At 58.6% G+C, this 22952-nt stretch carries 23 protein-coding genes and 1 pseudogene; 12 read left to right on the top strand and 12 right to left on the bottom strand.

The genetic code is table 11. The features are described 5' to 3' along the window. On the top strand, positions 1–788 hold a 788-nt coding region (locus tag CNO20_RS22320; RefSeq protein ID WP_101298411.1), incomplete at its 5' end, for an NAD(P)/FAD-dependent oxidoreductase. Between the two features lie 1052 nt (positions 789–1840). Here CNO20_RS22320 and CNO20_RS22315 read toward each other — a convergent pair. Together CNO20_RS22315 and CNO20_RS24570 are read right to left on the bottom strand one after the other, a co-directional pair. Continuing rightward, positions 1841–3166, bottom strand: a complete 1326-nt coding sequence (locus CNO20_RS22315; RefSeq protein ID WP_101298410.1) for a permease — start codon at positions 3164–3166, stop codon at positions 1841–1843. A gap of 222 nt (positions 3167–3388) precedes the next feature. Beyond that, positions 3389–3547: a DUF7282 domain-containing protein gene (locus CNO20_RS24570; protein ID WP_449405054.1), complete on the bottom strand. Its 159-nt coding sequence runs from the start codon at positions 3545–3547 to the stop codon at positions 3389–3391. 226 nt (positions 3548–3773) lie between these two features. Here CNO20_RS24570 and CNO20_RS22305 point away from each other — a divergent pair, with 226 nt between their 5' ends. The 3 genes from CNO20_RS22305 (at position 3774) to CNO20_RS22295 (ending at position 6649) form a co-directional block, all read left to right on the top strand. Continuing rightward, positions 3774–4418, top strand: a complete 645-nt coding sequence (locus CNO20_RS22305) for a class I SAM-dependent methyltransferase (RefSeq protein WP_101298408.1) — start codon at positions 3774–3776, stop codon at positions 4416–4418. Between the two features lie 198 nt (positions 4419–4616). Then, the gene (locus CNO20_RS22300) at positions 4617–5498 is read left to right on the top strand and encodes a sulfite exporter TauE/SafE family protein (protein WP_101298407.1); all 882 of its coding nucleotides are present in this window, start codon (positions 4617–4619) and stop codon (positions 5496–5498) included. A 149-nt stretch (positions 5499–5647) separates the two neighbouring features. Continuing rightward, entirely contained in the window at positions 5648–6649 is a 1002-nt protein-coding gene (locus CNO20_RS22295) for a potassium channel family protein (RefSeq protein ID WP_101298415.1), read from the top strand. Positions 6650–6870: 221 nt separating this feature from the next. Here the strand turns inward: CNO20_RS22295 and CNO20_RS22290 are convergent, their stop codons facing one another. From CNO20_RS22290 to CNO20_RS22280, 3 genes are all read right to left on the bottom strand, one after another. Next, positions 6871–7182, bottom strand: a complete 312-nt coding sequence (locus CNO20_RS22290) for a hypothetical protein (RefSeq protein ID WP_101298406.1) — start codon at positions 7180–7182, stop codon at positions 6871–6873. Positions 7183–8155: 973 nt separating this feature from the next. Continuing rightward, positions 8156–8506, bottom strand: a complete 351-nt coding sequence (locus CNO20_RS22285; RefSeq protein ID WP_101298405.1) for a four-helix bundle copper-binding protein — start codon at positions 8504–8506, stop codon at positions 8156–8158. A gap of 267 nt (positions 8507–8773) precedes the next feature. After that, the gene (locus tag CNO20_RS22280) at positions 8774–10555 is read right to left on the bottom strand and encodes a carbamoyltransferase family protein (protein ID WP_101298404.1); all 1782 of its coding nucleotides are present in this window, start codon (positions 10553–10555) and stop codon (positions 8774–8776) included. A gap of 336 nt (positions 10556–10891) precedes the next feature. On the opposite strand from CNO20_RS22280, the gene CNO20_RS22825 reads away from it, so the two are divergent. Then, positions 10892–11677 carry a hypothetical protein gene (locus CNO20_RS22825; protein WP_143423334.1) on the top strand — a complete coding sequence of 262 codons (786 nt, stop codon included), beginning with the start codon at positions 10892–10894 and terminating at the stop codon, positions 11675–11677. Positions 11678–12029: 352 nt separating this feature from the next. Here CNO20_RS22825 and CNO20_RS22820 read toward each other — a convergent pair whose 3' ends face one another. The 4 genes from CNO20_RS22820 to CNO20_RS22255 form a co-directional block, all read right to left on the bottom strand. Then, entirely contained in the window at positions 12030–13046 is a 1017-nt protein-coding gene (locus tag CNO20_RS22820; protein WP_143423333.1) for a hypothetical protein, read from the bottom strand. 109 nt (positions 13047–13155) lie between these two features. Next, positions 13156–13338: a hypothetical protein gene (locus CNO20_RS23605; RefSeq protein ID WP_199174974.1), complete on the bottom strand. Its 183-nt coding sequence runs from the start codon at positions 13336–13338 to the stop codon at positions 13156–13158. An 86-nt stretch (positions 13339–13424) separates the two neighbouring features. Continuing rightward, positions 13425–14897, bottom strand: a complete 1473-nt coding sequence (locus CNO20_RS22260) for a multicopper oxidase family protein (RefSeq protein WP_101298401.1) — start codon at positions 14895–14897, stop codon at positions 13425–13427. A 38-nt stretch (positions 14898–14935) separates the two neighbouring features. Beyond that, positions 14936–15322 (bottom strand): DUF302 domain-containing protein, encoded by a 387-nt coding sequence (locus tag CNO20_RS22255; RefSeq protein WP_101298414.1) that lies wholly within the window; start codon positions 15320–15322, stop codon positions 14936–14938. A 309-nt stretch (positions 15323–15631) separates the two neighbouring features. On the opposite strand from CNO20_RS22255, the gene CNO20_RS22250 reads away from it, so the two are divergent. Beyond that, positions 15632–16006, top strand: a complete 375-nt coding sequence (locus tag CNO20_RS22250) for an SHOCT domain-containing protein (protein WP_101298400.1) — start codon at positions 15632–15634, stop codon at positions 16004–16006. Between the two features lie 236 nt (positions 16007–16242). Here CNO20_RS22250 and CNO20_RS22245 read toward each other — a convergent pair. The 3 genes and pseudogenes from CNO20_RS22245 to CNO20_RS22235 form a co-directional block, all read right to left on the bottom strand. After that, positions 16243–16731, bottom strand: a pseudogene (locus CNO20_RS22245) (DsrE/DsrF/DrsH-like family protein); the annotation flags it as partial. A gap of 2 nt (positions 16732–16733) precedes the next feature. Further along, a complete protein-coding gene (locus tag CNO20_RS22240) occupies positions 16734–17117 on the bottom strand; it encodes a DsrE family protein (protein ID WP_101298399.1) in 384 nt (127 codons plus the stop codon). A gap of 5 nt (positions 17118–17122) precedes the next feature. After that, positions 17123–17365: a sulfurtransferase TusA family protein gene (locus tag CNO20_RS22235; protein ID WP_101298398.1), complete on the bottom strand. Its 243-nt coding sequence runs from the start codon at positions 17363–17365 to the stop codon at positions 17123–17125. Between the two features lie 205 nt (positions 17366–17570). Here CNO20_RS22235 and CNO20_RS22230 point away from each other — a divergent pair, with 205 nt between their 5' ends. From CNO20_RS22230 to CNO20_RS22205, 6 genes are all read left to right on the top strand, one after another. Next, the gene (locus tag CNO20_RS22230; protein ID WP_101298397.1) at positions 17571–18752 is read left to right on the top strand and encodes an MBL fold metallo-hydrolase; all 1182 of its coding nucleotides are present in this window, start codon (positions 17571–17573) and stop codon (positions 18750–18752) included. Position 18753: 1 nt separating this feature from the next. Beyond that, positions 18754–19248, top strand: coding sequence for a YeeE/YedE family protein (locus CNO20_RS22225; RefSeq protein ID WP_101298396.1), 495 nt, complete (start codon positions 18754–18756; stop codon positions 19246–19248). Continuing rightward, the gene (locus CNO20_RS22220; protein ID WP_101298395.1) at positions 19245–19712 is read left to right on the top strand and encodes a DUF6691 family protein; all 468 of its coding nucleotides are present in this window, start codon (positions 19245–19247) and stop codon (positions 19710–19712) included. The genes CNO20_RS22225 and CNO20_RS22220 overlap by 4 nt, the downstream gene beginning before the upstream one ends. A gap of 437 nt (positions 19713–20149) precedes the next feature. After that, positions 20150–20299: a DUF7512 family protein gene (locus CNO20_RS24565; protein WP_449405053.1), complete on the top strand. Its 150-nt coding sequence runs from the start codon at positions 20150–20152 to the stop codon at positions 20297–20299. Between the two features lie 2 nt (positions 20300–20301). After that, entirely contained in the window at positions 20302–21297 is a 996-nt protein-coding gene (locus CNO20_RS22215; RefSeq protein ID WP_101298394.1) for a sulfite exporter TauE/SafE family protein, read from the top strand. A 515-nt stretch (positions 21298–21812) separates the two neighbouring features. Beyond that, a complete protein-coding gene (locus CNO20_RS22205) occupies positions 21813–22937 on the top strand; it encodes an MBL fold metallo-hydrolase (protein ID WP_101298412.1) in 1125 nt (374 codons plus the stop codon). Positions 22938–22952 lie beyond the last annotated feature (15 nt).

Below are 22952 nucleotides of genomic sequence, written 5' to 3'. Positions count from 1 at the left end.
GGGCGAAATCGGATCACCCACCGGCCGATCGGCTGTACGACGTGTCGCCCGAGGAGGCGCGGGATCGGTTCCCGGCTCTAGGCGACGTTCCAAGCGCCATCTACTACGAAAACGCCGGTCGCGTCGACGGGACGGCGGTGCAAAACGCCCTCCTTCGGGCGGGGGCGACCCACGGACTGGAAACGGTACACGACAGCGTCGAACGAATAACCGAAACGCGGGGCGCCGTCACCGGTATCGTTACCGAAAGCGGGTCGTACGAAACGTCAGCCGTCGTGATCGCCGGAGGAGCGTGGTCCAGCGCGTTCGGGGAGCAACTGAACGCGCGCGTCCCGGTCGAACCGCAGCGCGGACAGCTGATCCACCTCGATCTGCACGACACGAACACGTCGATCTGGCCGATTCTGACCACGTACGGAGGGTACTATTTCGTGCCGTGGCCCGACAACCGCGTCGCGGTCGGGGCCACCCGCGAGACCGGTTCGGGCTTCGCTCCACGCACGACCGCCGCCGGCGTGCGTGAAGTGCTGCAGGAGGCGTTACGCGTCGCGCCCGGTCTCGCCGAAGCGGCTATCGACGGGATCGATGTCGGCCTCCGCCCGCTCAGCGCCGACGGCTTACCCGTGATCGGCCCCGTTCCGTCGGTCGACGGGGCGTATCTGGCAACCGGTCACGGCCCGACCGGACTCCAGCTCGGTCCGTACACGGGAAAGATCGTCGCCGACATGCTACTGGGGAAAAACGTGGATACGGACGCGTCGGCGTTCTCCCCGGCTCGATTCGTCTAGCTACCCGGTCGATGGGTACGGCACTCGATCGATCGACGCCGGCGGTACCGAACCGCCTGGAGACCCGATACGGATCCCATCGTGGGCACCGTAGTCGGCGATCGCGAAGGCAGTCATCTCTCTTCGGTAGGCCCGCGACGAGCGAGATACCTCGTGAGCGACCGGGGGAGTCGACGAGGCCTGAGCGAGGCTCGTCACGCTGCTTGGCCAACAAAAGTGTTCAAGCTCCGTATGATCTCAGCCCACGGCAAGCGATACTCGACGGACATACCTACCGATCCTTGCTGATACCGTTTTAGACGGCCTCGTTAGGACGTTAGCGGCGCTGACAACGATTTTCCGTTTTCTGAGCCCGATGCAAATTGACAATATATCGAGATTTGAACCCTAACTAAGCGTAGTAGGGTAAGTATGGGCGATAATCACCGTTTGAGTTATGGCGATACATTTACCTTATGCCGGGTTTTCAGCGTTCGTGACAGTCCCCGTGATGACCCGGACGCCCAGGCGGCGTAGTACAACTATATCTGTAGACTACCGTCTCCTCCACTGGGGGTGCTGCGCTCTATAGGTTGGGTCTTCAAGTATGAGAGAAGAAGCCACGGACCGTGGCTTCTCCTAGTCGCTCTGATTACGATCACGTGCTGGGGTGCGTAACGGATCTTATGCGACAACAGATCGAGAGCCCAAAGGGAGATGCTCAGCGCTCCTTCTCACTGCCGCACGTTTTCGTCTGCCCGACGGGGAGCACATTCACCCGGTCAGCTACCAGCCTAAACCTCTCCAGACAAAACTGGCGTAGGGTCGAGATCTATGAGGGTCCACTCTTGACGGTTCAGAGCACCATAGAAACCACAATTCCGACAGCTATGCGTGGTAGGCGATCGACCACTTCCTCGAAGAGAGCAGCTGTCGACACACCTCGCGAGAGCACGAGGAGACACTTCGTGAAGAGGGAACGCGAAGTATCCATCGGCGAACCCCTCCGATACCCTTTCCTCTCAGCCTCATGACTCACCGATCGAAGGGGTAGAGCAGGGATCCGAGACGCGTCAGTCGGCCGTCTGAGCGTGCTCGCCGTGGCTGCCCTCTGATGACTCGGAGCGGTGGAGCCAGTAGAGGACCAGGAAGAACCCGGTCGCCAGCACGTTCAGGACCATTTTGTAGTTCAGCTCGATTTTTACCTCTGTCACTGTCGCGGTCGACGGATCGGGGATGAGGCCCGCACCCAGGAACAGGAAGTGGACGACGAAGCCGGTAAGGACAGCTGAGACGAAGATCATTCCTGAGAGGATGGCAGCAAACTTCGTCCCGTAGTACTCGCGATAGGCGTCCATGATAGGCGGGACGATGAGGTCCGCGTAGATGTAACTCAGAACGCTCCCGAAGGGCAAACCGTTCGTCCAGAGAACCGCTCCGAACGGGACGTTCCCCACCGAACAGACGAACGTCACGACGCCGATGACTGCGCCGACAGCCGCCGTCCAGAAGATGTACACCGGGAGTCCGAGCACTGGCCCGGAGAACACCGATGTCCAGACGTGCTCCGGGATAAATCCGGCGATGAGGCCTGCGAATATAAACCCGATCGCGATCTCGTCCCAGAGCATGCCCCACTCCTTCCACTGCTTGTCGGCCAGCGCCTTCCACCCCGAGAGCGATGTCGCCTGCTCGCGGATGGTCGTGTTGGCTTCTTCGGGATCAAAGCTCTCCTTACACGATTCCGAACAGAAGTAGTAGGTCTTCCCGTCGTATTCGGTGGAGTAGTCCGCCTCCTCCGGGTTGACCTCCATCCCGCAGACGGGATCCTGCGCCGTCGGTTCGCCCTCATCACGAACGTTCTGCCGCGCCTGCTGGACGACCTCGTCTGGAACGAGATAGACGAACCCGAGCGCCATGAGGCCGATGAGCATGAATCCGCCGATGATGTCCGCGAGCAGGAACTGCCACCCGAGGAGGATCCAGATCACCGCGCCGATCTCGATGACGAGGTTCGTCGAGGCGAACATGAACGCGCCGAGGGTCGCCGCCGCCGATCCGCCCTTCTTGAAGAGGTTCTTCGCCGTGGCGATGGCGCTGTAGGAACACGACGAGGAGACGGACCCGAACAGCGACGCGTACCCGATCTCGCGCGGACCGTGCCCCTCGAGAAGATCCGAGATCTCCTCGTTCGATGTCCACGCTTCGACCCCGCCCGCGATGGCGAACCCCGCGACCAGCGCCCACCACGTGATCCACGCCATCGAAACGGTTGTCGTCACGAACTGCCGAGTACTCTCGACAAAGAACGCGCCCAGCGGTTTCGACGCGGTGATCACCCCGATACCGACAGTCGCCAGGGCAATGACCGTCAAGATGGCGTACTCTTTTCGATCCATACATAGTAACAGGGCGCTTTCGATTAACGGTATTCCGGCTAAGAAACCGCGACGATTTCGGGTACTCACGTTTGGGTTCTGGACTCAGACCTGCGCTGTTCTTGGTAGCTAAAACAGGTATCCGGTATCCCCGTCTACGTCAAAAACGAAAAACGCCAAGGTGCTCAGTTCGGCTCAACATCGCAGTGTACTACGCCTACAGAACGAAGAGGAGCAAAGCAGTTACAGCGTGATTCGCGCGTTTGCTGTAACCGGCTGGCCGTCCCGCTGATATGGCCTGTCAACTCCGGGGTAGTCGAGACGCCGGTTATCGTTTGCGTCGGTGTGGAGCATCGCCGTAAGCGTCTGCTGTGTCCGCTGGTGTTGCCGCTGTGACTGCATTTGTTGCATCAACGCACGCATCTTCGCGTAATCCTGTGTTTGTTGACGCATCATCTGATGCATCTGCGTGTAGCGTCGTTTCGCGAACTTTGAGGAATACCGTGCGATAGCTCGGTGACCCAAATGAAATTTCCTTAGGCTTCCTAAACTCCATGGTACACAGATTGTAGGCCGGTGTACCCCGGACGGAGGGTTAATCCTAAACCACTACGTAGATACAAACTGGATGATTTCTCGACCCCGAGGTCGGTTGGTCGGATGTCTGCTTGGTCTTGCCGTTCTTGCCGGAGTAGGGTATACACTCTGGTGGCGGACGCATCCATCACCGTGCCCCTATTCACAGCGATACTGGATCGGCCTCCCCCGGCCCATCATAACCCGATCACGGCTGCGGGGGATTCTACGTCCGCAATCGGACGACCGCATCCTCGAAGTGGGGCCCGGTACGGGTTACTATGCCCTGCCAGTCGCCCGGTGGCTCGAACCAGACGGTGCGCTTCACGTGGTAGACATTCAGCAGGAAATGCTCGACCACACGCGCATTCGAGCGCAACAAGAGCGGCTGAAGGTCGAGCCGATGCGGGGAGATGCAGAGAATCTCCCGTACCTGGATGACAGCTTCGACGCCGCATACCTGGTTACCGTGCTTGGTGAAGTCCCCGACCAAAACCAGGCGCTGCGGGAATTGATCCGCGTTCTAAGACCCGGCGGTCGGCTCGTCGTCGGGGAACTCGTTCCTGACCCGCACTTTGTCGCGTTCGAGGCGCTCCGGCACCGTGCCGAACGACGGGGATTTCAGTTCACCGAACGAGCGGGGAACCGGTTCGGCTACTTCGCACGATTTCGTGTTCCGAAGCGAGCGGCCAATTAAATACGGGGTGAGGAGTACTGACAGCGGTTCGGTCCGACACTGATTACTGCCCGACACCCGTCGGTCGTGGCTACGTCGAGCATGACTCAACTAAGGTCACAGCTCATAGACGGTCGCGTCGAGCTACCCGATGTTCGATACGACTACACAGTGGCGTGATAGAAACAATTGTGTCGGTCGCAGCCGTGTGCTAGGTGCATGGGTCTCTTCGAACTGAGCGCCACCCTCACAGCGTTATTTGTCGTGTTCGGTTTGACCGTCGGCATCCTCTTCGGGTTTTTTGGGATGGGCGGGAGCTTCTTCGTTACCCCCGCGCTCCTCGTCCTCGGGCATTCAGCGCCAACCGCCGTCGGAACCGGGCTTGCATTCGTGTTTTGGACGTCGTTCGTTGCTACCCTCACCCATCGCGATCTCGACCATATCGACTACAGACTCGGCCTCTTGCTCATCATCGGAATGACAGCTGGCATCGAACTTGGGAAGCGAGCCCTCCTGGTACTGGCGGCCGCGGGACTCGCCGATCTCGTGGTGAGCCTCCTGTATGTCGTGCTCCTCGCCGCTGTCGGTCTCTTCGTCGTTCGTGACGGGCGGCATCCTGCGATCGATGACGAAGGTCCTCGCGCCGATCAGCCGTCTCTTGCCTCCGTTCTCGAACGGGTTCGCGTTCCTCCGCTGACCACCCTTAGCGGGGGTATCGATGTATCGATCTGGGTAGTCCTCTCAATTGCGACGCTCGTCGGCTCTCTCTTCGGATTCTTGGGCGTCGGCGGTGGGTTTCTCATGGTGCCGTCACTCGTGTACGGGCTAGCGGTCCCGGGTGCCGTCGCTATTGGAACAGACATTTTTCAGATCACGGTATCCAGCGCGTACGGGGTATTCGTTTACGGGCAGCAGCGAGCGATCCACTTCGCCATGCTGCTCCTGGGAAGCGTCTCCGTCGCAAGCAAAACGATAAGCCACGCGTACGGTATCGAACCGCTCCACACGCTCAGTCTAACGCTTCTTCTTGGTGGCGCACTGGCGATCAGTATGATGACCCTCTACCTTGGACTACGAAACAGACGTGAAGAGCCGATCTGATGGAGTCCTTCCGTCCGAAAATCTGTGAGTATCCCGGCTTTGGCGCTGCTACCCGGTTCGCAGCCCAAGCCAGATTTACCGTTGTTCACTCACGAGCCAAAGAATTCAATGAGCTGGTTGTCACATCTCGTCCGTGGGACATGAGTAGAATAGACCTCCTGTATCTCACGCTCGGTATCACCCTTCTCACCGGTGGGGTTGTGGATCTCCTCTGGACAACGCTCTGGGTGGAGGGGGGCGCTGGGCCGCTGACGTCCAGACTGATGGCGCGGACGTGGCAAACGCTTCGAAGAATCGGAGGAGAGCACCCACGCGTACTCAGTCTCTCAGGCCCGTTGATTCTTGTCGGTGGGCTCACACTGTGGATTACCCTTCTCTGGGTCGGGTGGACGCTCATCTTTGCGAGTGCGGAGAGCGCGCTCATCGATACTCGTGGCGCGGGACCTATCTCGTGGATCGAACGGTTCTACTTCAGCGGGTACACGATCTTCACCCTCGGAAACGGCGATTTCGCGCCGCGGGACGGCGTCTGGCAGATTGCCACCGTCCTTGCGACGGCGAACGGGATGCTTTTCGTCACGCTCAGCGTCACGTATGTCCTTTCAGTCCTCGACGCAGTCACCCAGAAACGCTCGTTTGCGAGTAACGTGAGCGGTCTCGGTACGCAAAGCGAGACGGTCGTTCGAACGAGCTGGAACGGCGAGGAGTTTCGAGGGCTCGACCTCCCTCTAAACACGTTCACGTCACAGCTCAACACCCTCACGGCGAATCACAAAGCGTATCCTATTCTCCACTACTTTTTTAGCGGTCAACGCAAACAGGCGCCGACGCTGAGTATCACAATCCTCGACGAAGCGTTGACTCTGCTCCGCTTCGGAGTTCCCGAACACCACCGACTGAGCGAAGCGATACTCAAAAATTCGCGCTCGAGCGTCGAAAACTACCTGGAGACGCTCAACGAGGCGTTCATCACGCCCGCGGCTCGTACCCCGCCGGCGCCGGACCTCGCTTCGCTCCGCGAGGCGGACATCCCAACTGTAACTGACGACGAGTTCGCCCGTTCTCTCGATCGGTTAGACGACCGACGGCGACGATTACTCGGACTAATCGAGGCTGATGCGCGTCAATGGCCTTCTGTAGAACGCACGTGAGTTCAGCCACTTACCCCCACACTCGGCAGCTATACGTGCAAGCTCTCCCAGGCAGGGCGATCACTCATCGAGGATCAGGCGTCGAACTCGTCCACGCGTTCTGCCGCGGAGCGTACGATTGAAAGACGAGACGATGCGGGACCGAACTGTCTCAGCGGCGACGTCGGGAATGACGCCTCGGCAGATCCTTTCGTCGGGGCAAAGGCGGTCCTCGTCGACGGTTACGTGATCTCTTCGACGCGCGTTGTCTCCATTTGATTGTCCTGTTTCTCGCGGTTCACGCGGAGGCGAATGCCTTCCTGCGTGTCCGTTTTCTCGACGGTATCGACAACTTTCGGTGTGGCTTCTGAGTCGAGCAGTACAAGCCGATCGTCGTCGGTGACGATCCCATACCCGCTTTCAATACAGTGACCCATCAACGCACAGTCTCGCGTGTGCGTTCGCGCTTTCTCGAGCAGTTCGTCGCGCGCGTTCTTCCGGATACACCCCCCATCTATGACGTAGCCTTCGGTTGTCTCAGTATCGTCGCTCATTACGGTTCCCCCTACGGTCTCCCCTCATTTGGGGCTTTTTAATGTCCGCCATATTTCCATTCTGTCTGATACGATGTTCTGCGCGCGGGAGATAGCCCCACTGACAGATTCCGATGTGTTCGACGTGAGAACCGCCTCGTATGGCGAGTGATTACGCAATTAGCGTGTACTGTACTGTTGAGCGAGCACGAGTAAACCAGTGTTCGGAAGGTACGCAAGTTACGCCCAAACGGATCTCTACCACTACGCACGCTCATAAATCGTCTTTTGGTTGACTCGCCACAACCACAAAACGATCTCCGATGCGTGAATTCCACCGTTTTCGCCATTCTAGCGCGTCGAGTTAACTCACGTTGCCTGGAGGTAACGCGGTCTCTTGGCCTGGAGGGCGTCTTTACGAATCTACTACTTTGAATGTTACAGGGATATGCTTGTAATACTTTGGCCGAAAGAGAGCTTCGTGCCCTTCCTCTTTGTTTGCTCAGGCACCATCCCAGAGAAATTCCTTCCGGAAAACGGCAGACAGGATTTCTATGGCGGTACGTGCGCGATTAGGCAGGGTTACTGATCGAAGGACGTCCGTATTTAAACAACTGACGACCCCTGTCCCGATAGCCACGTAGCGACTTATTATCGTTTGAAAATCATGAAACAGCGCGTTATCCACACTCGTTGTAAACGAGACACCGCGCAGTTTGGGCGGTGACAGTGTACTCACAGATGAGTTGGCGGAAAATCCGCGTCCGGAACGAGTCTTCTCCCGCTCTTCGCAAAGCGGGAGATGTCACGGTGCTCCTCGTACGGCGGATAGGCCCGACTACTACCGAAGAGACGCTCGTCCTAAGTCGTCTTGACTCGGGTCACTCATCTCCGAATGAAATCGGAATACGGATCTTTTGAGAAGCCTCACCGGGGTGGATTGGGAGTGATCTCGGGGCACCTTAAAAGAAGGTGACGATAACTTACGGGACGTTCAGGCTTTCTGCATCATCGTGCGGCAGCTCTCCGCGCAGTCGCGGAGCACGTCCGCACAGACCTGACAGTGCTCGTCGTCGTGCTGTTCGCACTCGTCGGCGCACTCCTCGCAGGCCTCGGCGCAAGCCTCCGCAAGCGCCGCGCTGTAGTTCGAGTTCCGGGCCATGAACCGAGCGTGCTCCGTCGTCAGGTCGGCGACATCGCGACAGAGACGAACGCATTCAGCCATCTCTTCGCCCTGGCCGATACACTCATCGGCACACCATTCGCACGCTTGTGCTGCTTCGAAGCAGTTGTCGATGCAGTCGGCCATCTCGTCGGTCAGGTGGGAAATCTGTTGGAGCGCCATCGCATATTACCTATCGACTGCCAACTTTATGCCGATTGTCGCTAAGAGGAGTAACCGTCACTACCGGCTGAAAATCGGAAAATGCGGCGCTACCGGGGATCCTGTCGTCACACGACGATAGAGAGAGTAAAAGATCGCCACCTCCTTCTTTGGGTTACAAAAGAGAGTGTGAGGAAGTTCGTGTCTCGTAAGCCAGAACGTATACCACACAGAGATTACGCTCGAACTGAGATACCACGTACGGATAGCAGAGTCTAACGCCCGCCCTTACTCGGTAGTCCGGTTGAGTATCGCAGAGCCCCGGTCCGTGATGTCGCCGGCCGACTCCTCCGTTGGCGCTTTCTCTATGACGAAATCCTCTAGAACCAGCGTATCGAGCCCCATTCCGTAGAAGTCTTTGAGCGCTTCTACCGGCGTCGTTACGATGGGTTCCGCGTGGTCGTTGAACGAGGTATTGAGGAGCACCGGTACGCCGGTAATCGATTCAAATTTGGAGATGAGGCGGTAGTAGCGGGGGTTTTGCTCAGCAGTTACTGTCTGCGGGCGAGTCGTACCGTCTGCCGGATGGAGCACCGCTGCGATGTCGTTCTTCCGTTCGTCCCTCGCGCGGAACGCGTCTATCATGAACGGCGATGGGGCGGCGTTTTCGAGGTAGTCTGGTGCTGCTTCTTCAAGCAGTGACGGAGCGAACGGTCGCCACTCTTCCCGGTGTTTGACAAACCGATTGACGCTGTCTCGTGATTCGACGGTCCGGGGATCAGCAAGGATGCTCCGGTTCCCGAGTGCACGTGGCCCCATCTCTAACCGCCCTTGGAACCAGCCAACGAGCGCCCCGTTAGCCAACCGTTCAGCCACGTACCGCTCCAGATTGGCTGGTTTGCCGTACGGAATCTTGTTCGTTTCTAGCATCTCACGGATATCTTCGTCGGAGAATTCCGGCCCGAGGTAGACAGTCGTCATTTTCGGCACCTCGGAGGGTGATTGGTCGAGCCACCCCGCACCCAGGGCCAGTCCAGCGTCGTGAGCGACAGGTTGAATGAAGACATCGTCTACGCGAGGAGACTCCCGGATGCGTTTATTCAGTTTGCAATTGAGCGCGACTCCGCCAGCGAGTCCAACTTTCTGGACACCTAATCGAGAAGAGTACGTCTCAACGATATCGAGGACTGTCTCCTCGAGGAGTTTCTGTGCAACGTATGCGAAGTTCTTTTCCCACTGGTCAAAGTCCCCCGGCGATTCGTTTCGAGGCCGTCCAAAGGCTCGCTCAAGTTGGGCTATCCCGTGGTCGGTTCCCCACCGTTTAGTGAGGTCGGTTACGTCGTAATCGACGCCGGTGGAGACGAGGCGTCGAAACGTGCGTTCAATGTCCGGATTTTCGTTTCCGTAGGGTGCGAGTCCCATTACCTTTCCCTCTCCGTTGAACATCCGATAGCCGAGGTACTCGGTCACGATCGCGAAGAACAGCCCAAGGCTGTTCGGATGCTCATACGTTCGTAGTCGTCTCAAGCCCGTCTCATCGCCGTACCACACGACAGTCGAATCGTACTCTCCTTTTGCATCGATGGTCAGGATAAGCGCCCGGTCGAATCCAGACGGGTGGAACGCACTGGCGGCGTGGCACGCGTGGTGACTCCTCGTTTCGATAGGGGGAACTGGCGTCCCGATGTCGGCCAATCGTGACGTGATTTCATGAACCGGCCTGAACTGTGCTTGTGCTTGGGTTACCGCTGTTTGTTCCAACGCAGAGAGTTTTCCCACGATTCCTGGCGGGCTCATCGCGTCACGGATGTAGTGAGGAAGAATCTTCCGCTGGAGCCGCGGATCGTACGGGAGAAGTATCCGTTCAACGTCGGAAAGCACGAGATCACGGTGGTCTAGACACGCCTCGATCGCTTGCTCTGGAAACGTATTGACGGCATGTTTGCTTCTGGAGAGGCGCTCTTCTTCGATGCCGAAGACGGGCGTCCCAGCCTCAAAGAGGGCGGCACTAGGGTCATGCTGGCCGTACAGACCAATTGCGGGCTTGAACGCGAGGGTGTAGGCGGTCATGATACGTTGAATTCGCGGTTGCTCTTAGTCGACGATAGTGGGTGTTGGTAGTGGCGACTTATTAGTAGAACGGCCTCTTTACAGAGTCTGCAAAACCACACCCCTCTTATTTACCTTGGCGGACTGGTATCTCACTGTGAGGCGAATACGTTGAAACTGACCGAAGGCTATCTCCACACACGTATCGGAACGAGCGAAGATGAAATAGTCGTTCGAAAAAGGAGGTAGAGCGTATCCACTTCGTGGGATCGATTACTCGAAAGAGAACGAAACGTCTCCAAACGCCGCTTAGGCACCGTATAGTATTACTTTCGATGATTGAACCACAAGCCGCACATGAGGCTTCGCACGCTCAGACGACACCTTCCGAAACTAGTCGTTCTCCTGACGGTACTGCTAGTTATTGCCAGCGGTGCCGCCCTCGCCGACGAAGACCACAGCAACGGAACGGCAACGCCGGCATCCAAAACCACGACCGGGCACAGTGACGGTGGCGATCATCACGCTGCTGGGACTGACAGCCGCGACGGGACAGATGCGAGTGGTGACCACCATACCGACGATGGGCATCACAGCCGCACTGAGACTCCCGGAGTCACGCATTCGAATGGAGATGACGGGCACCACCCCGGCGAGAGTAACGACGATCGCCATGACGGAGCGAGCGGTGGTGGCCATCACACCGAGAACCCGCTAACCTGGGCGACGGGTATTATCGGATTAATAGCGGTGGCAGCACTTCCCACGGCACCGGCGTACTGGGTCGGGAAACGACGAGACCACCTCTCGGACCTCGAAAGCGTGCATATTGCCGTAATCGGACTGAGCCTGGTAAGTGCGGCTGTGCACATCTACCTCTACCTCCAGCATAGTGAGGTACAGATGCTCCTCGCAGGACTTGGATTCATCGGGGCAACTGTACTGTTCTTCCTGGGTGTCAACCGTCGCCTGCTCTACGCCGTTGGCATTCCATACGTAGCTACACAGTTCGTCCTCTGGTGGAAGGCTGGCATGCCACATCTGCAAACGTATGGAGGTATTGACAAAGTAGCACAACTTCTCCTCATTGGTATCCTCGTCTACCTCCTTTGGGCAGGGGAGAGATCGGCGGGCACGTCATAACGCCCGCGTGAGGGGGTAACGTTCCTTCGCGTCCCTCTCGCACAAACGCCAGTTGGAAACGGTAGCGGTACAGGACTTGGCGCTTTCAGCGATTCCGCGGACGGGTGTCGACGGTGAAGCAACCGCTCCGACGGTATCATACTCGGCGACTCGTCAACAGCGCCGAGAGGCCGTGGCCAGGAACCCACAGGAGCGATTCATCGACTCATTCCGAAAACGGCTCGTCGCTAGATCCGTTCGAGTAGATATCGTCTCGCTTGGGATGCCCACCGCTCCCATTCAATAGGAGGTATCCAACCAACAGTCGCTAGTCCCCAGCGGAGCACTAACGAAGACGCCGCCAGAGTTGCTGTTAGTGTTCGTTATCAGGTGCCGTGTCTGTGTGAACGTACACCCAGATAATATCTCCGTTTTTTAACTGATACGAGGCCGGATCAATGTCCGTCATCCGCTGCCGGAAAGTGATCGTTGTCCCGGCATCCGCCTGTCGATAGGTGCCACTATGTGCATCGTCTCCAGAATAGGTAAGACTGTGTCCACCACGCCCTCGTTCGTAGCGGACATCAGGCAAGATAGAGAACACCTCTTCGAGAGTGACTGACTCGGTGCTTCTCCAGCGATAGTACGGTGCTGAGCTGGCTTCAAACCGGAAGCGATCGGATTCTATATTCTGGTACTTTCGATGAGAGAAGTCAATACGGTGGTTATTGACATCGACGAGGAGCAAGCCTGATGTCTCAGACGTGGCTGACTTCGAGTGTGAGGTTTCGGTACGAACCCAGAGCTCATCGCCGTGCTGTATGTCGTGTTGGGCCGGATCGATCTCCCGTGTTCCCTCGGCGATCGAGATAGTCGTGCCGGCGTCGGTCTCCCGATAGGTCGTTCCCTCGTGCGTTACGACGTGATTCCCGTTCGCGCCTTGCCGATATGCGATCCCGGGAAGCAAATTGAGCCCCTGCTCAAAGGTGACGACTTTCTTCTCATTGCTCCACTCGTTCGGTCCGTGCGCAGATTCGTGGAAGTGAAAGTAGACCGTTTCTGGGTGCTCGGCCTCGAGTGTTTCGAGGAAGTACCGTGGCTGGGTGAAATCAAGCAGCTTTCCGTCTATTTCGAAAAACAGCTGTCCGTGCCAGTGGTATTCGACGTACCCCGGAGTCTCAGTCGGTTGTTCAGTTTCAGTGGTTTGTGCCGTCTCAGTTGGCGTTGGAGTCGTTTCGGACGATTCATTTGCCGGCGGTGAGCGAGAGGTGGCCGGCGTTGACTGTGGCGCTGCGTCGTCCCGTTGTGAACTACAGCCTGCAAGGCCGAGAAAGAACGCTGGACCAGCGAGTTTGAGAATTCGACGTCGACCCCAGTGAGTGTTCGCCATGACGTGTCCCCTACTCCCCACGGTTCCTAAATCTGCTAAGAGGAATTTCTGTGTCTGGAAACGGTACCATCGTTTAATAAGACAGGTTCTTCTCTTGCGGTTGAGGGCGTCAGCGCGCCCGTCTCTCCGCCGTCGCCGTATTCACGACCACTCTGTAATCAAAGAGAGAGCGGTCGTTTGCTCCCGACGGTCTAGTGTTCACTATCCTGCTTCCGGTGACCCAGCCGTGGAAATCGTCGACGAGTTTGCAGGAGAACATCGTCTGGGCTGCGGGGTACAACGTCTCCGCCATCCCCCTGGCCGCCGGCACGTTCGCTCCGATCGGAGTTCTTCTCCCGTCAGCCGTGGGTGGGCTCCTGATGTCATCACTCAGTCGCGCTACTCGACATACCGGATGACGCGAGCCATTCCTGCCTCAAGGTGATAGAGATTATGACAGTGGAACAGCCAGCTCCCAGGGTTGTCGGCGACGAAGTCGAAGGTCACTTCGCCCATGTGTCCGGGGACAACGACGGTGTCCTTGACGGCGTCCTGCACTTGGAAGAAGTGTCCGTGCAGGTGCATCGGATGGATCACAGGACTGTGATTCACCATTCTGATTCGGACGTGCTCTCCTTTCTGGACACGAAACGGATCCGCATCAGGATATGCTCGGCCGTCGATCGCCCACTCGTTGGATCGCTGGCCGGCCGAGAGCGTCAGGTCAAACGTTCGATCTGGACTGCCATCCACGCCGTCGAGCGGTGAGATCGCTTGGAGGTCGCTGTACGACAGCTGGTTTCCGTCCGCTGATGGTGGTGTCGGTGACTGGGGTGGCTCACTTCCGCCGTATGTGAGAATTGCTTTCGCAGGGGGTTCGTCTCCATCGACGGCCGCGGCTCGGATTTCCCACGCGCCAGGATTATCGGCCGCGACAATCGCATCGTAGCGTTCTCCGGATCCGAAAGCGAACGAGTCGACGGTAACCGGGGTGACTGGACGGCCATCAGCGTGCGTGATCCGGAGCGGATGTCCAGCCGCCTGCACCCGAAAGAGTGTCGCACTGCTCGCGTTGATGAACCGAAAACGGACGCGTTCTCCCTCCCGGACCGTGAACGTTCGCGGATCGGTCGGCAAACGACCATTGAGAAGAAGCCCGGCGTACGGCGGCCGTCTGGCAGCCATCACACCACCCATTCCACCGGGGCCGCCACCCATACCTCCGCCCATTCCACCAGGACCTCCACCACCCATCCCACCGGGACCGCCGTCGCTTTGCGGCACCTGACTACCTGATGGACCGCCCTCGGAACCAGACTCCGAGAGCGGCTGTGGCGACCGCTTGAGATAATCGTCAATGACGACAGTATACTCACGGTCGTATGCGACGTGTGGGTCAGGTTCCTCGATGACGAGCGGCGCGAGGAGTCCACGGTCAAGCTGGAGGCCGACGTGGCTGTGATAGAAGTACGTGCCGGCGGGCTCTGCCCGGAATTTGTAGCTAAATGAATTCCCAGACGTGACTGGCTGTTGAGTCACGTTTGGAACGCCGTCCATCCCATTGGACACAGGGATGCCGTGCCAGTGGATCGTCATCCCCTCCGAGAGTTCGTTAGTCAACTCGACTTCGAACACGTCGCCTTCTCTCACTCGGAGTTCCGGACCTGGGAACTCCCCGTCGTAGAGCCAGGTCGTAGCGGACGTGTCTGCACTCGGCTGGATCCGCCCCGGTGCTGCACGTAGTGCGGCGGTCACATCTGCCGGCTCAGAAGGGCCTGGACGCGGTGGTAGAGTCGGAGCGTTCCCGGTTGACGGTGAGTTGTCGCTTGTCGAACATCCTGCGAGTGCGCTCACGCCCGCTCCGCTCAGCATCTGGAGAAATCGGCGGCGTGAGGGTGACAGCTGGTCACTCACAGCGACTCGAGTGCGCGCTCGAATCGCTCGGAGACATCCTCGGCAATCGAGTCAAGGTCGGGGTTGTCTGTGATACCGACAAGTCGGCCCGGATCAACCGCGCTAACCACGACCGTCCCATCGTCCTCCTCGTACACGATGACGTTACACGGCAGGAGTGCACCGAGCTCGATCTCGTCTTCGAGCCCCTGATAGGCGAGTTGGGGATTGCACGCGCCGAGAATCCGGTACTGACGGAATTCCTTGTCGAGTTTTTTGGCGAAGGTCGCTTGGACGTCGATATCACAGAGAACCCCGAACCCCTCGTCTTCTAGAGCCGATATCGTCCGCGCGACAACATCATCGAACTTTCCTGTGACTCGTTCTTGCGTGGTGTACGCCATATTGTGCACAACGCGTTCCAGAGTCATTACTGTTGTGTGAGTATCGGTAGCTTCGAGAGAGACGGGAGATCGTACGGCAACCCAGTGTTTTACCTGTAGGGGTCAGACAACGGATTCTCGCTGTCCGTTCCCCAACGGGTCAAGTCGAACCGTATGTTCCCCCGACAGTTACTGGACAGAGGGAGCACTTTTGAATCGAAGGTTTCGATGGTAGATACGCGGCGACAAAGCAACAGGAAGTGCATTAAACTGCCGCGGCCTATCACTAGGTAACTGTAGTGTGGGAACCCTACACTGCTGGTGACTACGATGTCAACAGATACAAGAGATCAACAGCTCGTGACGATCGTGCTCATCGCGCTCGGCGCGCTCGTCATCCTTCCCGTGTTCTTCATGGGATTCGGCGCGATGGGCTTCGGCTCAATGATGGGCGGTGGAATGTGGGGTGGGATGTGGGGAGACGGGAACACCGCCCCCACGTGGATGCTCCTCGTCGGAAGCATCGCGCAACTCCTGTTCCTCACAGTCGTCGTCGGGGCAGGCTACCTCATCTACCGCGCAGCGACCCGGTCAACCGGAGATGAAGACCGTGCGCTGGAGGAGCTCCGGCTCGCATACGCCCGCGGTGAGCTGACCGACGATGAATACGAAACTCGACGGGAGTCACTCAGGCGTCGCGACTAGCGCCGCCTCCAGTTCGATCACAAGCCGTCAACCGTAGCAACGAACCGAAACCGCCGCGCTCTCACCCACAGTTGACGACCGGAAGAGATCACGGTCCGGGTGTACTGCGAACGCTAGTGTCGAGCAGGGCCGGCAGACGTACGGTGAGGCCTCTGCCCAGGGTCCTGCTCGGTCTCGTCGTCCGATGGGGGAGTCGGAGGATCAGTCGGATGAGGAGTTGGATGTCGGCTTCGGCCGTATCCCATTAAATCGATAGTCATCCGGCACGCTCGGAACTCGACGCCCGTGTCGAGCGAGGTCTCGATGAGTTCCTCGATAGTGGCCGTATCGTCGTCCTCGATCCGCCGTTGCATCATCGTCGTCGTTACGCTGTCCATTCCGGGGAGTGCGCCGATCGCGTTCGGCACCGGCATGTTGGGATTACCGACCGAACTCAGCAGAAGGTTCTCCGAGCGTTCTTTGTGGAGGATATCGAGCCCCCAGAAGGGGTGGAAGACGGTGACCTCCCAGCCGAAGGCAGCAGCGGTACTCGCGAGGATGAGCGGAGGATACGCCATATCGAGGATCCCCTTCGTCTCGATGATCGATATCTTCGGTTGTGCGTCATCGCTCTCGGCGCGGAGGTTGGCAAGGTCCGACTCAAGTTCCTCGATGCGGACCTTGAGGGCGGCCGTATCTGTGTTAGCCGTCGCATCAGTCGTCTGCTGCGGCGTGTCCGAACTCAGGCTTAAAAGCTGAACACCTGATCGGCGTCGTCTACTTCTTCGAGGAACGTCGCCGCGCCTGCAAACTTGGTCGTGACCGACTCGTCCATCGCATCCCGGTCCCACTCGAGCATATCGAGCGTGGTGGTGCAGGCGACCGTCGAAACGCGGTCGCCGCCGTCGGCGACGAACGCTTCGAGCAGGTCGTACGGATTCGGCATCCCTGCGTCGAGGAGAGGTTCGATCTCTGAGAGGTCCTTCTCACCCTCCATCAGGTGGGTCAGTCCGTCGAAGGTGAAGTAGGTGATGACCTCGATGTCGGACGCGAGCGCGGTGTGGCCGAGGTTCATAGCCATTGCGAGGCTTTTCGGGCTGTCGTCAGAAACGATGATTCCGATCTCGTCCATCGGTGTTACTCCGTCTTGCGGACGTAGTGCTTGTACACGTCGTCGTCTTCCACCTGATCGACGAGTTCGACGCCGTCGGTGGTCTTCGCCCAGCCGGCGATGTCGCTCATACTTCCGGGATCCGTCGCGAGGACTTCGAGAACATCTCCTTCGGCAAGCTGGTCGAGGTTCTGTTTGGTTTTGACGACCGGCATCGGGCAGTTCTGTCCCGTCACGTCGAGCGTTTCGGTCACTTCGTACTGAGTCATGGTATTGACTTCATTACCCAATATCAGATCGAGGTGTAAAAGCGTATCGGTAGAAGTTCGATATTCGAACACATCTGTCTCCCCTAGTCTGTTCCTTACGGCCATAGACGGCCTTAGGGAGGGAGAATACCGAACCTAATCTTGTACTATAGTAGAACTACTATGCAAAGTCTTATTTGGAACGCACGGTTAGCCATGAGTGACGATGACCAAGGATACCCTCTCGAACATGGGAGGAGAGGTTAAATCGATTACTTCCGAAACGCTCAAAGAGCAGATCGACAGCGGTGCGGAGGTATTCATCCTCGACACCCGCTCAGAGGAGAACTTCGACGAGTGGCACATCAACGGTGACAACGTTGAGATCGTGAACTACCCTTACTTCCAGCTGCTGGAGGGGATTCCAGAGGATCTGCTTGCAGATCTCCCTGACGAACAGAAAATCACAGTACTTTGTGCAAAGGGAGGCTCGAGCGAGATGGTCGCCGAACAGCTTGAGGACGAAGGTTACGACGTTAACCATCTCGAACATGGAATGAACGGTTGGGCGCGCATCTACGAGTACACGGAACTCGATGTCAACGTCGACGCTACGATCGCCCAGTACCAGCGGCCATCCAGCGGCTGTCTGGCATATCTCATCGCTTCCGGCGACGAAGCCGCCGTCATCGACCCGCTCCGTGCGTTCACAGATGAGTACGTCCAGGACGTGCGCGCGATAGGGACTGAACTCGAGTATGCGCTCGATACCCATATCCATGCCGATCACATTTCCGGTCTTCGTACCATCGCCGAGAAGACTGACGCGACGATGGTTCTGCCCGAGCCCGCCGCCAACCGTGGTGTGACATACGACCATCCCTACGAGACTGTCTCTGACGGCGATACCCTCTCCGTCGGCGAGGTCGAGTTAGAGGTCATTCACACACCCGGACACACGACAGGGATGACCGCGTACATGGTCGGGAACGTCCTGTTCACGGGTGATGGGCTTTTCACCGAGAGTGTCGCCCGGCCGGACCTCGAGGATCCGGAGGCTGCGAAGAACGCGGCAGAGACGCTCTATGAGAGCCTCACCGAGGAAATTCTGACGCGGCCCGACGATACGATCATCGCACCAGGACACTTCAGCGACTCTGCGACGCCCAACGACGACGGAACGTACACAGCCGAGCTTGGCGAGCTAAAGGAGACGATGGATGCACTCTCGATGGACAAAAGGGAGTTCATCGAGTTCGTCGTCTCGAACATGCCGCCGCGTCCCGCCAATTACGAGGAGATCATCGCGACGAACCTTGGACAGCAATCGTCCGACGACGAGGAAGCGTTCGAACTCGAACTTGGTCCGAACAACTGTGCAGCCAGTGAGGGGGCGCTGACGAATTAAAATGGATTCACTCGTGCAACTGGTCGCACTCAGTGAGTTCTTCCCGCGGGGAATTCTGCCGTATCTCCTTGGCGGGCTGCTCGTCGGCGGCGGGGTCGCGTTCATCTACCTCGCAACGGGTATCATCGCTGGAGCGAGCACGTTCCTCGAATCGACGCTGTCGTACGTCTCGGACGTTCCACGGTTCAACCGCTTCAAATACATCCAGTCACGCGGCTGGCGACTGGTGTTCACTGCTGGCATTGTCAGCGGCGCAGCCCTGTACGGGCTCGTATTGGGTCCGGGCACCTGGACAACTGAGGTTCAGTGGTGGCGGCTGCTCGGCGGCGGCTTTCTCGTCGGGGTCGGCACCCGCCTCGGCAAGGGATGTACCTCAGGCCACGGTGTCTGCGGCACTGGTTCACTCTCGCGCACATCGCTCGTGAACGTCGTGACGTTCCTTGCCGTGGCTATCGGAACCGCTCAGTTCGTGCAGGCACTCGGGGTGACGCCATGAACACCGAGGAACGCGGTCCCTGGTTCCTGTCAGTCATCTATGTCGGGGGACTGATCTTCGGGTTCGGGCTCGCGATCAGCGGGATGGCTCGCCCCGAAGTCGTACTGGATTTCCTCCAATTCGAGGACTTTGGTCTCCTGTTTGTCATGGGTGGTGCGGCCCTCGTCACCGGAATTACGTTCGCTGTCGCAACGCGATCCCTTAAGCGGGCGCCACTGACTGGTGACGCCTACCGCCGACGGCTGAAGGGGTTTGACCGCAACGTCATCATTGGCGGGACGATCTTCGGCGGCGGCTGGGGAGTCTCCGGTATCTGTCCGGGGGCCGCGTACGCGAGCGTCGGAATCGGCAACTATCCGATCCTATGGGCTATCGCAGGAATGTTCCTCGGTGCGTACGCCCAGGGATACTGGCGGACCGCCCGGACATCGACCTCTGCTGACGCGGCGGCAACGGACAACTGACTTTTTGTCGCTCTTCTGCTCGAGTAGGGCCGGAGACTGAGTACTCTCCTCATTACCGTCGAGATTATTCAGAGCGACAATGCTGTATCGGTATCGTGAACCGCCTCGGGGGTCAAGCCCCGTGGCATGCGCCTCGACCGCCTGTAAATACTGATCTGTCCCTTCTGGTAACGTACTGGGCGATCTCTGGCCCTTTAGGATGCTGAACGGCACAGGGCACTGGTAGATATACTTCGTGAGGCGTATATTCTATCTAGACACGTACCCAGGAGACGTTCATAACTTATTCATTGCATACGGATGGATATCGGTTCGTTACCCGGATATAGTATTGTCCGATGTTCCCAAAACTGTTTTCACCCTGTGCTCCCAAACCAGTATTGTGCAGAATAGTATGTACTCCACGAAAGAGAGCCGAACGCTAACGGTGAACTGAAATGTTCGAAATTGGATTAACAAGTGGATCTGTAGAGGCTGTATCGACGGTTGGACTCGTCCTCGGCGAGGCTATCACTCTGTACATTGGATACGGTATCCTCACACACATCGCCAGCTCAACCGTGCTTGAAGCACTTGAAGGAGAGTAATTATGGATTTGCTTGGAGTGAGCATGACGATGGTCGGCGTGTTCGTCGGATTCGGTCTCCTGATCGGAACTCTCTTCGGGTTCTTTGGTATGGGTGGATCGTTCCTGATCACACCTGCGCTGTTGGTCATGGGGTACCCGGCGAAAGTGGCCGTGGGAAGTGGCCTCGCATTTGTGTTCGGAACTAGCATCGTCGGGGCGCTCAGACACCGTAATCACGGCCAAATTGACTACAAGCTAGCAGCCATCATGACGGTGGCCATGACCATTGGAATTGAAGGTGGCAAACATGCCGTCCTCTTCCTTGAAGCGACTGGAATGGCAGACCAGATCGTCAGCATCGCGTACGTCGGTCTATTGGCTACCGTCGGTCTTCTCACCCTGCGTGATGCCCGCTCTGCAAACGACGAATCCGCAAGTTTCGATCTTTCCGAGAGAGTGCAGTCGATCGAACTCCCGCCAATGGTCACATTGAAGGGGGAGATTCGTGTCTCTGGGGTGATCGTCTTCACGATCGGGTTCGTAGTCGGTGTGCTATCTGGCTTCCTCGGTGTCGGTGGAGGATTCTTGCTGATGCCCGCGATGATGTACGGACTCGGCGTCCCGGCGGCAGTTGCTGTGGGAACCGATATCCTCCAGATCACGATCTCTGGCGCGTACGGCACGTTCGCCTACGCGCAGGCTGACGCAGTCGCCCTCCCTGTCGTCGCCTCACTACTCATCGGAAGCGCATTCGGGGCGCGTATCGGAGCAGGCGCGACGAAACTCGTCGACGAAGACGAGATCAAAGGCTACTTCGCGGCGATGCTGCTCGCGGGAAGTCTGGCAGTCGCCGCAAAGAACTTCGGGACCGCGTACGGAATCGACGCGCTCAACACGGCGAGTATCGTGCTCATCTTCGGCGCGGCGATCCTCGTCAGCGGTGCGGTCGTCCTCGCGGCCGTCTGTCGCCTCCGGGGAAACCGTACAGGGACGTTGTGTCGACTCACCACGTCGTGAACCGCCCCCATCAATCCATAGAATCCGTACCTAACAACCCCTACGGCCGTGCGAGCACGACGCGATGTCACGTATTCACGACGATGACGAGATACGTCTCCGATCGTGTCGCTTCGAAGACGTCCGTGAACCCGTGGTTTCACAGCGCATCGACGGCCTCTTCGGCGGTGTGGCGCTCAGCGACGGGAGGACCGCTCTCACCGGTCCCGGTAGCCGCCCGGCCTGCGACGACCAGCCGCCCGCCCGGCGCTCAACGCGAGCGAGTCCGTCGAGGGAGCCGTCCTCGGCGGCATCGAACGTGCGACGCCCACGTGTTTTCGGTTGTGGAACGACCGCGAGGTAGTTGGCGGTCGTCGCCACGCGCCGTCGGTTTAGAGTGTCACGCTGGTATTTTCTGAAATCGGTGTTTCTGGGCCTTCAACCGGCATATCGGGCACATTTGAACGATCAGTTTGAGCGTTCCCCGGCCGAAGCCAACGAGTTTAAGGCATTGGAATTGTATAGTTGTGTACGTGATGAGCAATACTAAACTCGCACCGTCGCAGGTCGCACAGCGAGTCCAGAACGACGACGCCGAGGACGTCTTCCTCCTCGACGTCCGTCGGGAGGAGGACTACGAGGAGTGGCGGATCCCAGGGAGCACGAACCTCCCAATCTACGACGAACTCCTAGAGTACGACTTCTCCACGCTCGAAGATCGCCTCGACGAACTCCCCGAGGACGAGAAGATCGCCGTCGTCTGCGTCGCCGGCGTCACGTCGGCGCGTGCGGCCGAGTTCCTCCGCGAGCACGGCTACGACGCGGAATCCATCGACGATGGGATGAACGGCTGGGGGCGCGTCCACCGCCAGTACGACATCGACGCGGTCGACGGCGTCGTCCAGATCGTCCGCCCCGGCACGGGCTGCGTCTCTTACCTCGTCCACGACGGCGGCGAAGCCGTCGTCGTCGATCCGACGCAGTACATCGACGAGTACCTGGCGGCGGCCGACGAGCGCGACCTCCGGATCGTCGGCGTCGCGGACACGCACGCGCACGCCGACCACGTCTCCGGCGCCCGGCGCCTCGCGGGCGAACTCGACGTCCCCTACTACCTCCACGGCGAGGACGCCGGCGAGCTCGACCGCGTGACCGAGATCGAAGACGGCGACGCCATCGAGGTCGGCGACCGCGCTCTCGACGTGCGTCACACGCCCGGCCACACGCCCGGCAGCGTCTCCTTCGAGTACGGCGACGCCCTCCTCTCCGGAGATACGCTGTTCCTCCGGAGCGTCGGTCGTCCCGATCTGGAGGACAGCTCCGAGGACGCCGTCCGCGAGGCCGCGGGTCACCTGTTCGACAGCCTCGGCGGACTGACCGACCTCGACGACGGAACGGTCGTCCTCCCCGGTCACTTCAGCGACGAAGAGATTCGGCCGCTGGCGACCGAACTCGGCGAACTCCGCGCGGAGACGACCAATGAGCTCCTCAGCTACGTCGAAGACGGCGACGAGGAGGCGTTCGTCGAAACCATCGTCGAGAGTCTCGCCGACGAACCCGCGAACTACAACGAGATAAAGCAGATCAACTGGGGCAGAGAACAGCCCGGCGACGACGTCGAAGCGCTCGAACTCGGCCCGAACAACTGCGCGGCCAACTAGCGCCCGGGACCGGCC

Source organism: Halegenticoccus soli (assembly GCF_002844195.1).
Lineage (GTDB): Archaea > Halobacteriota > Halobacteria > Halobacteriales > Haloferacaceae > Halegenticoccus > Halegenticoccus soli.
This window is presented reverse-complemented; position numbering and strand designations above follow the sequence as displayed.

Excerpts from the sequence above, each read along its gene's own strand:
- CNO20_RS22315 (WP_101298410.1), bottom strand. The coding sequence starts at position 3,166 with ATGGATCGAAAAGAGTACGCCATCTTGACGGTCATTGCCCTGGCGACT.
- CNO20_RS24570 (WP_449405054.1), bottom strand. The coding sequence starts at position 3,547 with ATGCAGTCACAGCGGCAACACCAGCGGACACAGCAGACGCTTACGGCG.
- CNO20_RS22305 (WP_101298408.1), top strand. The coding sequence starts at position 3,774 with ATGATTTCTCGACCCCGAGGTCGGTTGGTCGGATGTCTGCTTGGTCTT.
- CNO20_RS22300 (WP_101298407.1), top strand. The coding sequence starts at position 4,617 with ATGGGTCTCTTCGAACTGAGCGCCACCCTCACAGCGTTATTTGTCGTG.
- CNO20_RS22290 (WP_101298406.1), bottom strand. The coding sequence starts at position 7,182 with ATGAGCGACGATACTGAGACAACCGAAGGCTACGTCATAGATGGGGGG.
- CNO20_RS22285 (WP_101298405.1), bottom strand. The coding sequence starts at position 8,506 with ATGGCGCTCCAACAGATTTCCCACCTGACCGACGAGATGGCCGACTGC.
- CNO20_RS22280 (WP_101298404.1), bottom strand. The coding sequence starts at position 10,555 with ATGACCGCCTACACCCTCGCGTTCAAGCCCGCAATTGGTCTGTACGGC.
- CNO20_RS22825 (WP_143423334.1), top strand. The coding sequence starts at position 10,892 with ATGAGGCTTCGCACGCTCAGACGACACCTTCCGAAACTAGTCGTTCTC.
- CNO20_RS22820 (WP_143423333.1), bottom strand. The coding sequence starts at position 13,046 with ATGGCGAACACTCACTGGGGTCGACGTCGAATTCTCAAACTCGCTGGT.
- CNO20_RS23605 (WP_199174974.1), bottom strand. The coding sequence starts at position 13,338 with ATGGCGGAGACGTTGTACCCCGCAGCCCAGACGATGTTCTCCTGCAAA.
- CNO20_RS22260 (WP_101298401.1), bottom strand. The coding sequence starts at position 14,897 with ATGCTGAGCGGAGCGGGCGTGAGCGCACTCGCAGGATGTTCGACAAGC.
- CNO20_RS22255 (WP_101298414.1), bottom strand. The coding sequence starts at position 15,322 with ATGGCGTACACCACGCAAGAACGAGTCACAGGAAAGTTCGATGATGTT.
- CNO20_RS22250 (WP_101298400.1), top strand. The coding sequence starts at position 15,632 with ATGTCAACAGATACAAGAGATCAACAGCTCGTGACGATCGTGCTCATC.
- CNO20_RS22240 (WP_101298399.1), bottom strand. The coding sequence starts at position 17,117 with ATGGACGAGATCGGAATCATCGTTTCTGACGACAGCCCGAAAAGCCTC.
- CNO20_RS22235 (WP_101298398.1), bottom strand. The coding sequence starts at position 17,365 with ATGACTCAGTACGAAGTGACCGAAACGCTCGACGTGACGGGACAGAAC.
- CNO20_RS22230 (WP_101298397.1), top strand. The coding sequence starts at position 17,571 with ATGACCAAGGATACCCTCTCGAACATGGGAGGAGAGGTTAAATCGATT.
- CNO20_RS22225 (WP_101298396.1), top strand. The coding sequence starts at position 18,754 with ATGGATTCACTCGTGCAACTGGTCGCACTCAGTGAGTTCTTCCCGCGG.
- CNO20_RS22220 (WP_101298395.1), top strand. The coding sequence starts at position 19,245 with ATGAACACCGAGGAACGCGGTCCCTGGTTCCTGTCAGTCATCTATGTC.
- CNO20_RS24565 (WP_449405053.1), top strand. The coding sequence starts at position 20,150 with ATGTTCGAAATTGGATTAACAAGTGGATCTGTAGAGGCTGTATCGACG.
- CNO20_RS22215 (WP_101298394.1), top strand. The coding sequence starts at position 20,302 with ATGGATTTGCTTGGAGTGAGCATGACGATGGTCGGCGTGTTCGTCGGA.
- CNO20_RS22205 (WP_101298412.1), top strand. The coding sequence starts at position 21,813 with ATGAGCAATACTAAACTCGCACCGTCGCAGGTCGCACAGCGAGTCCAG.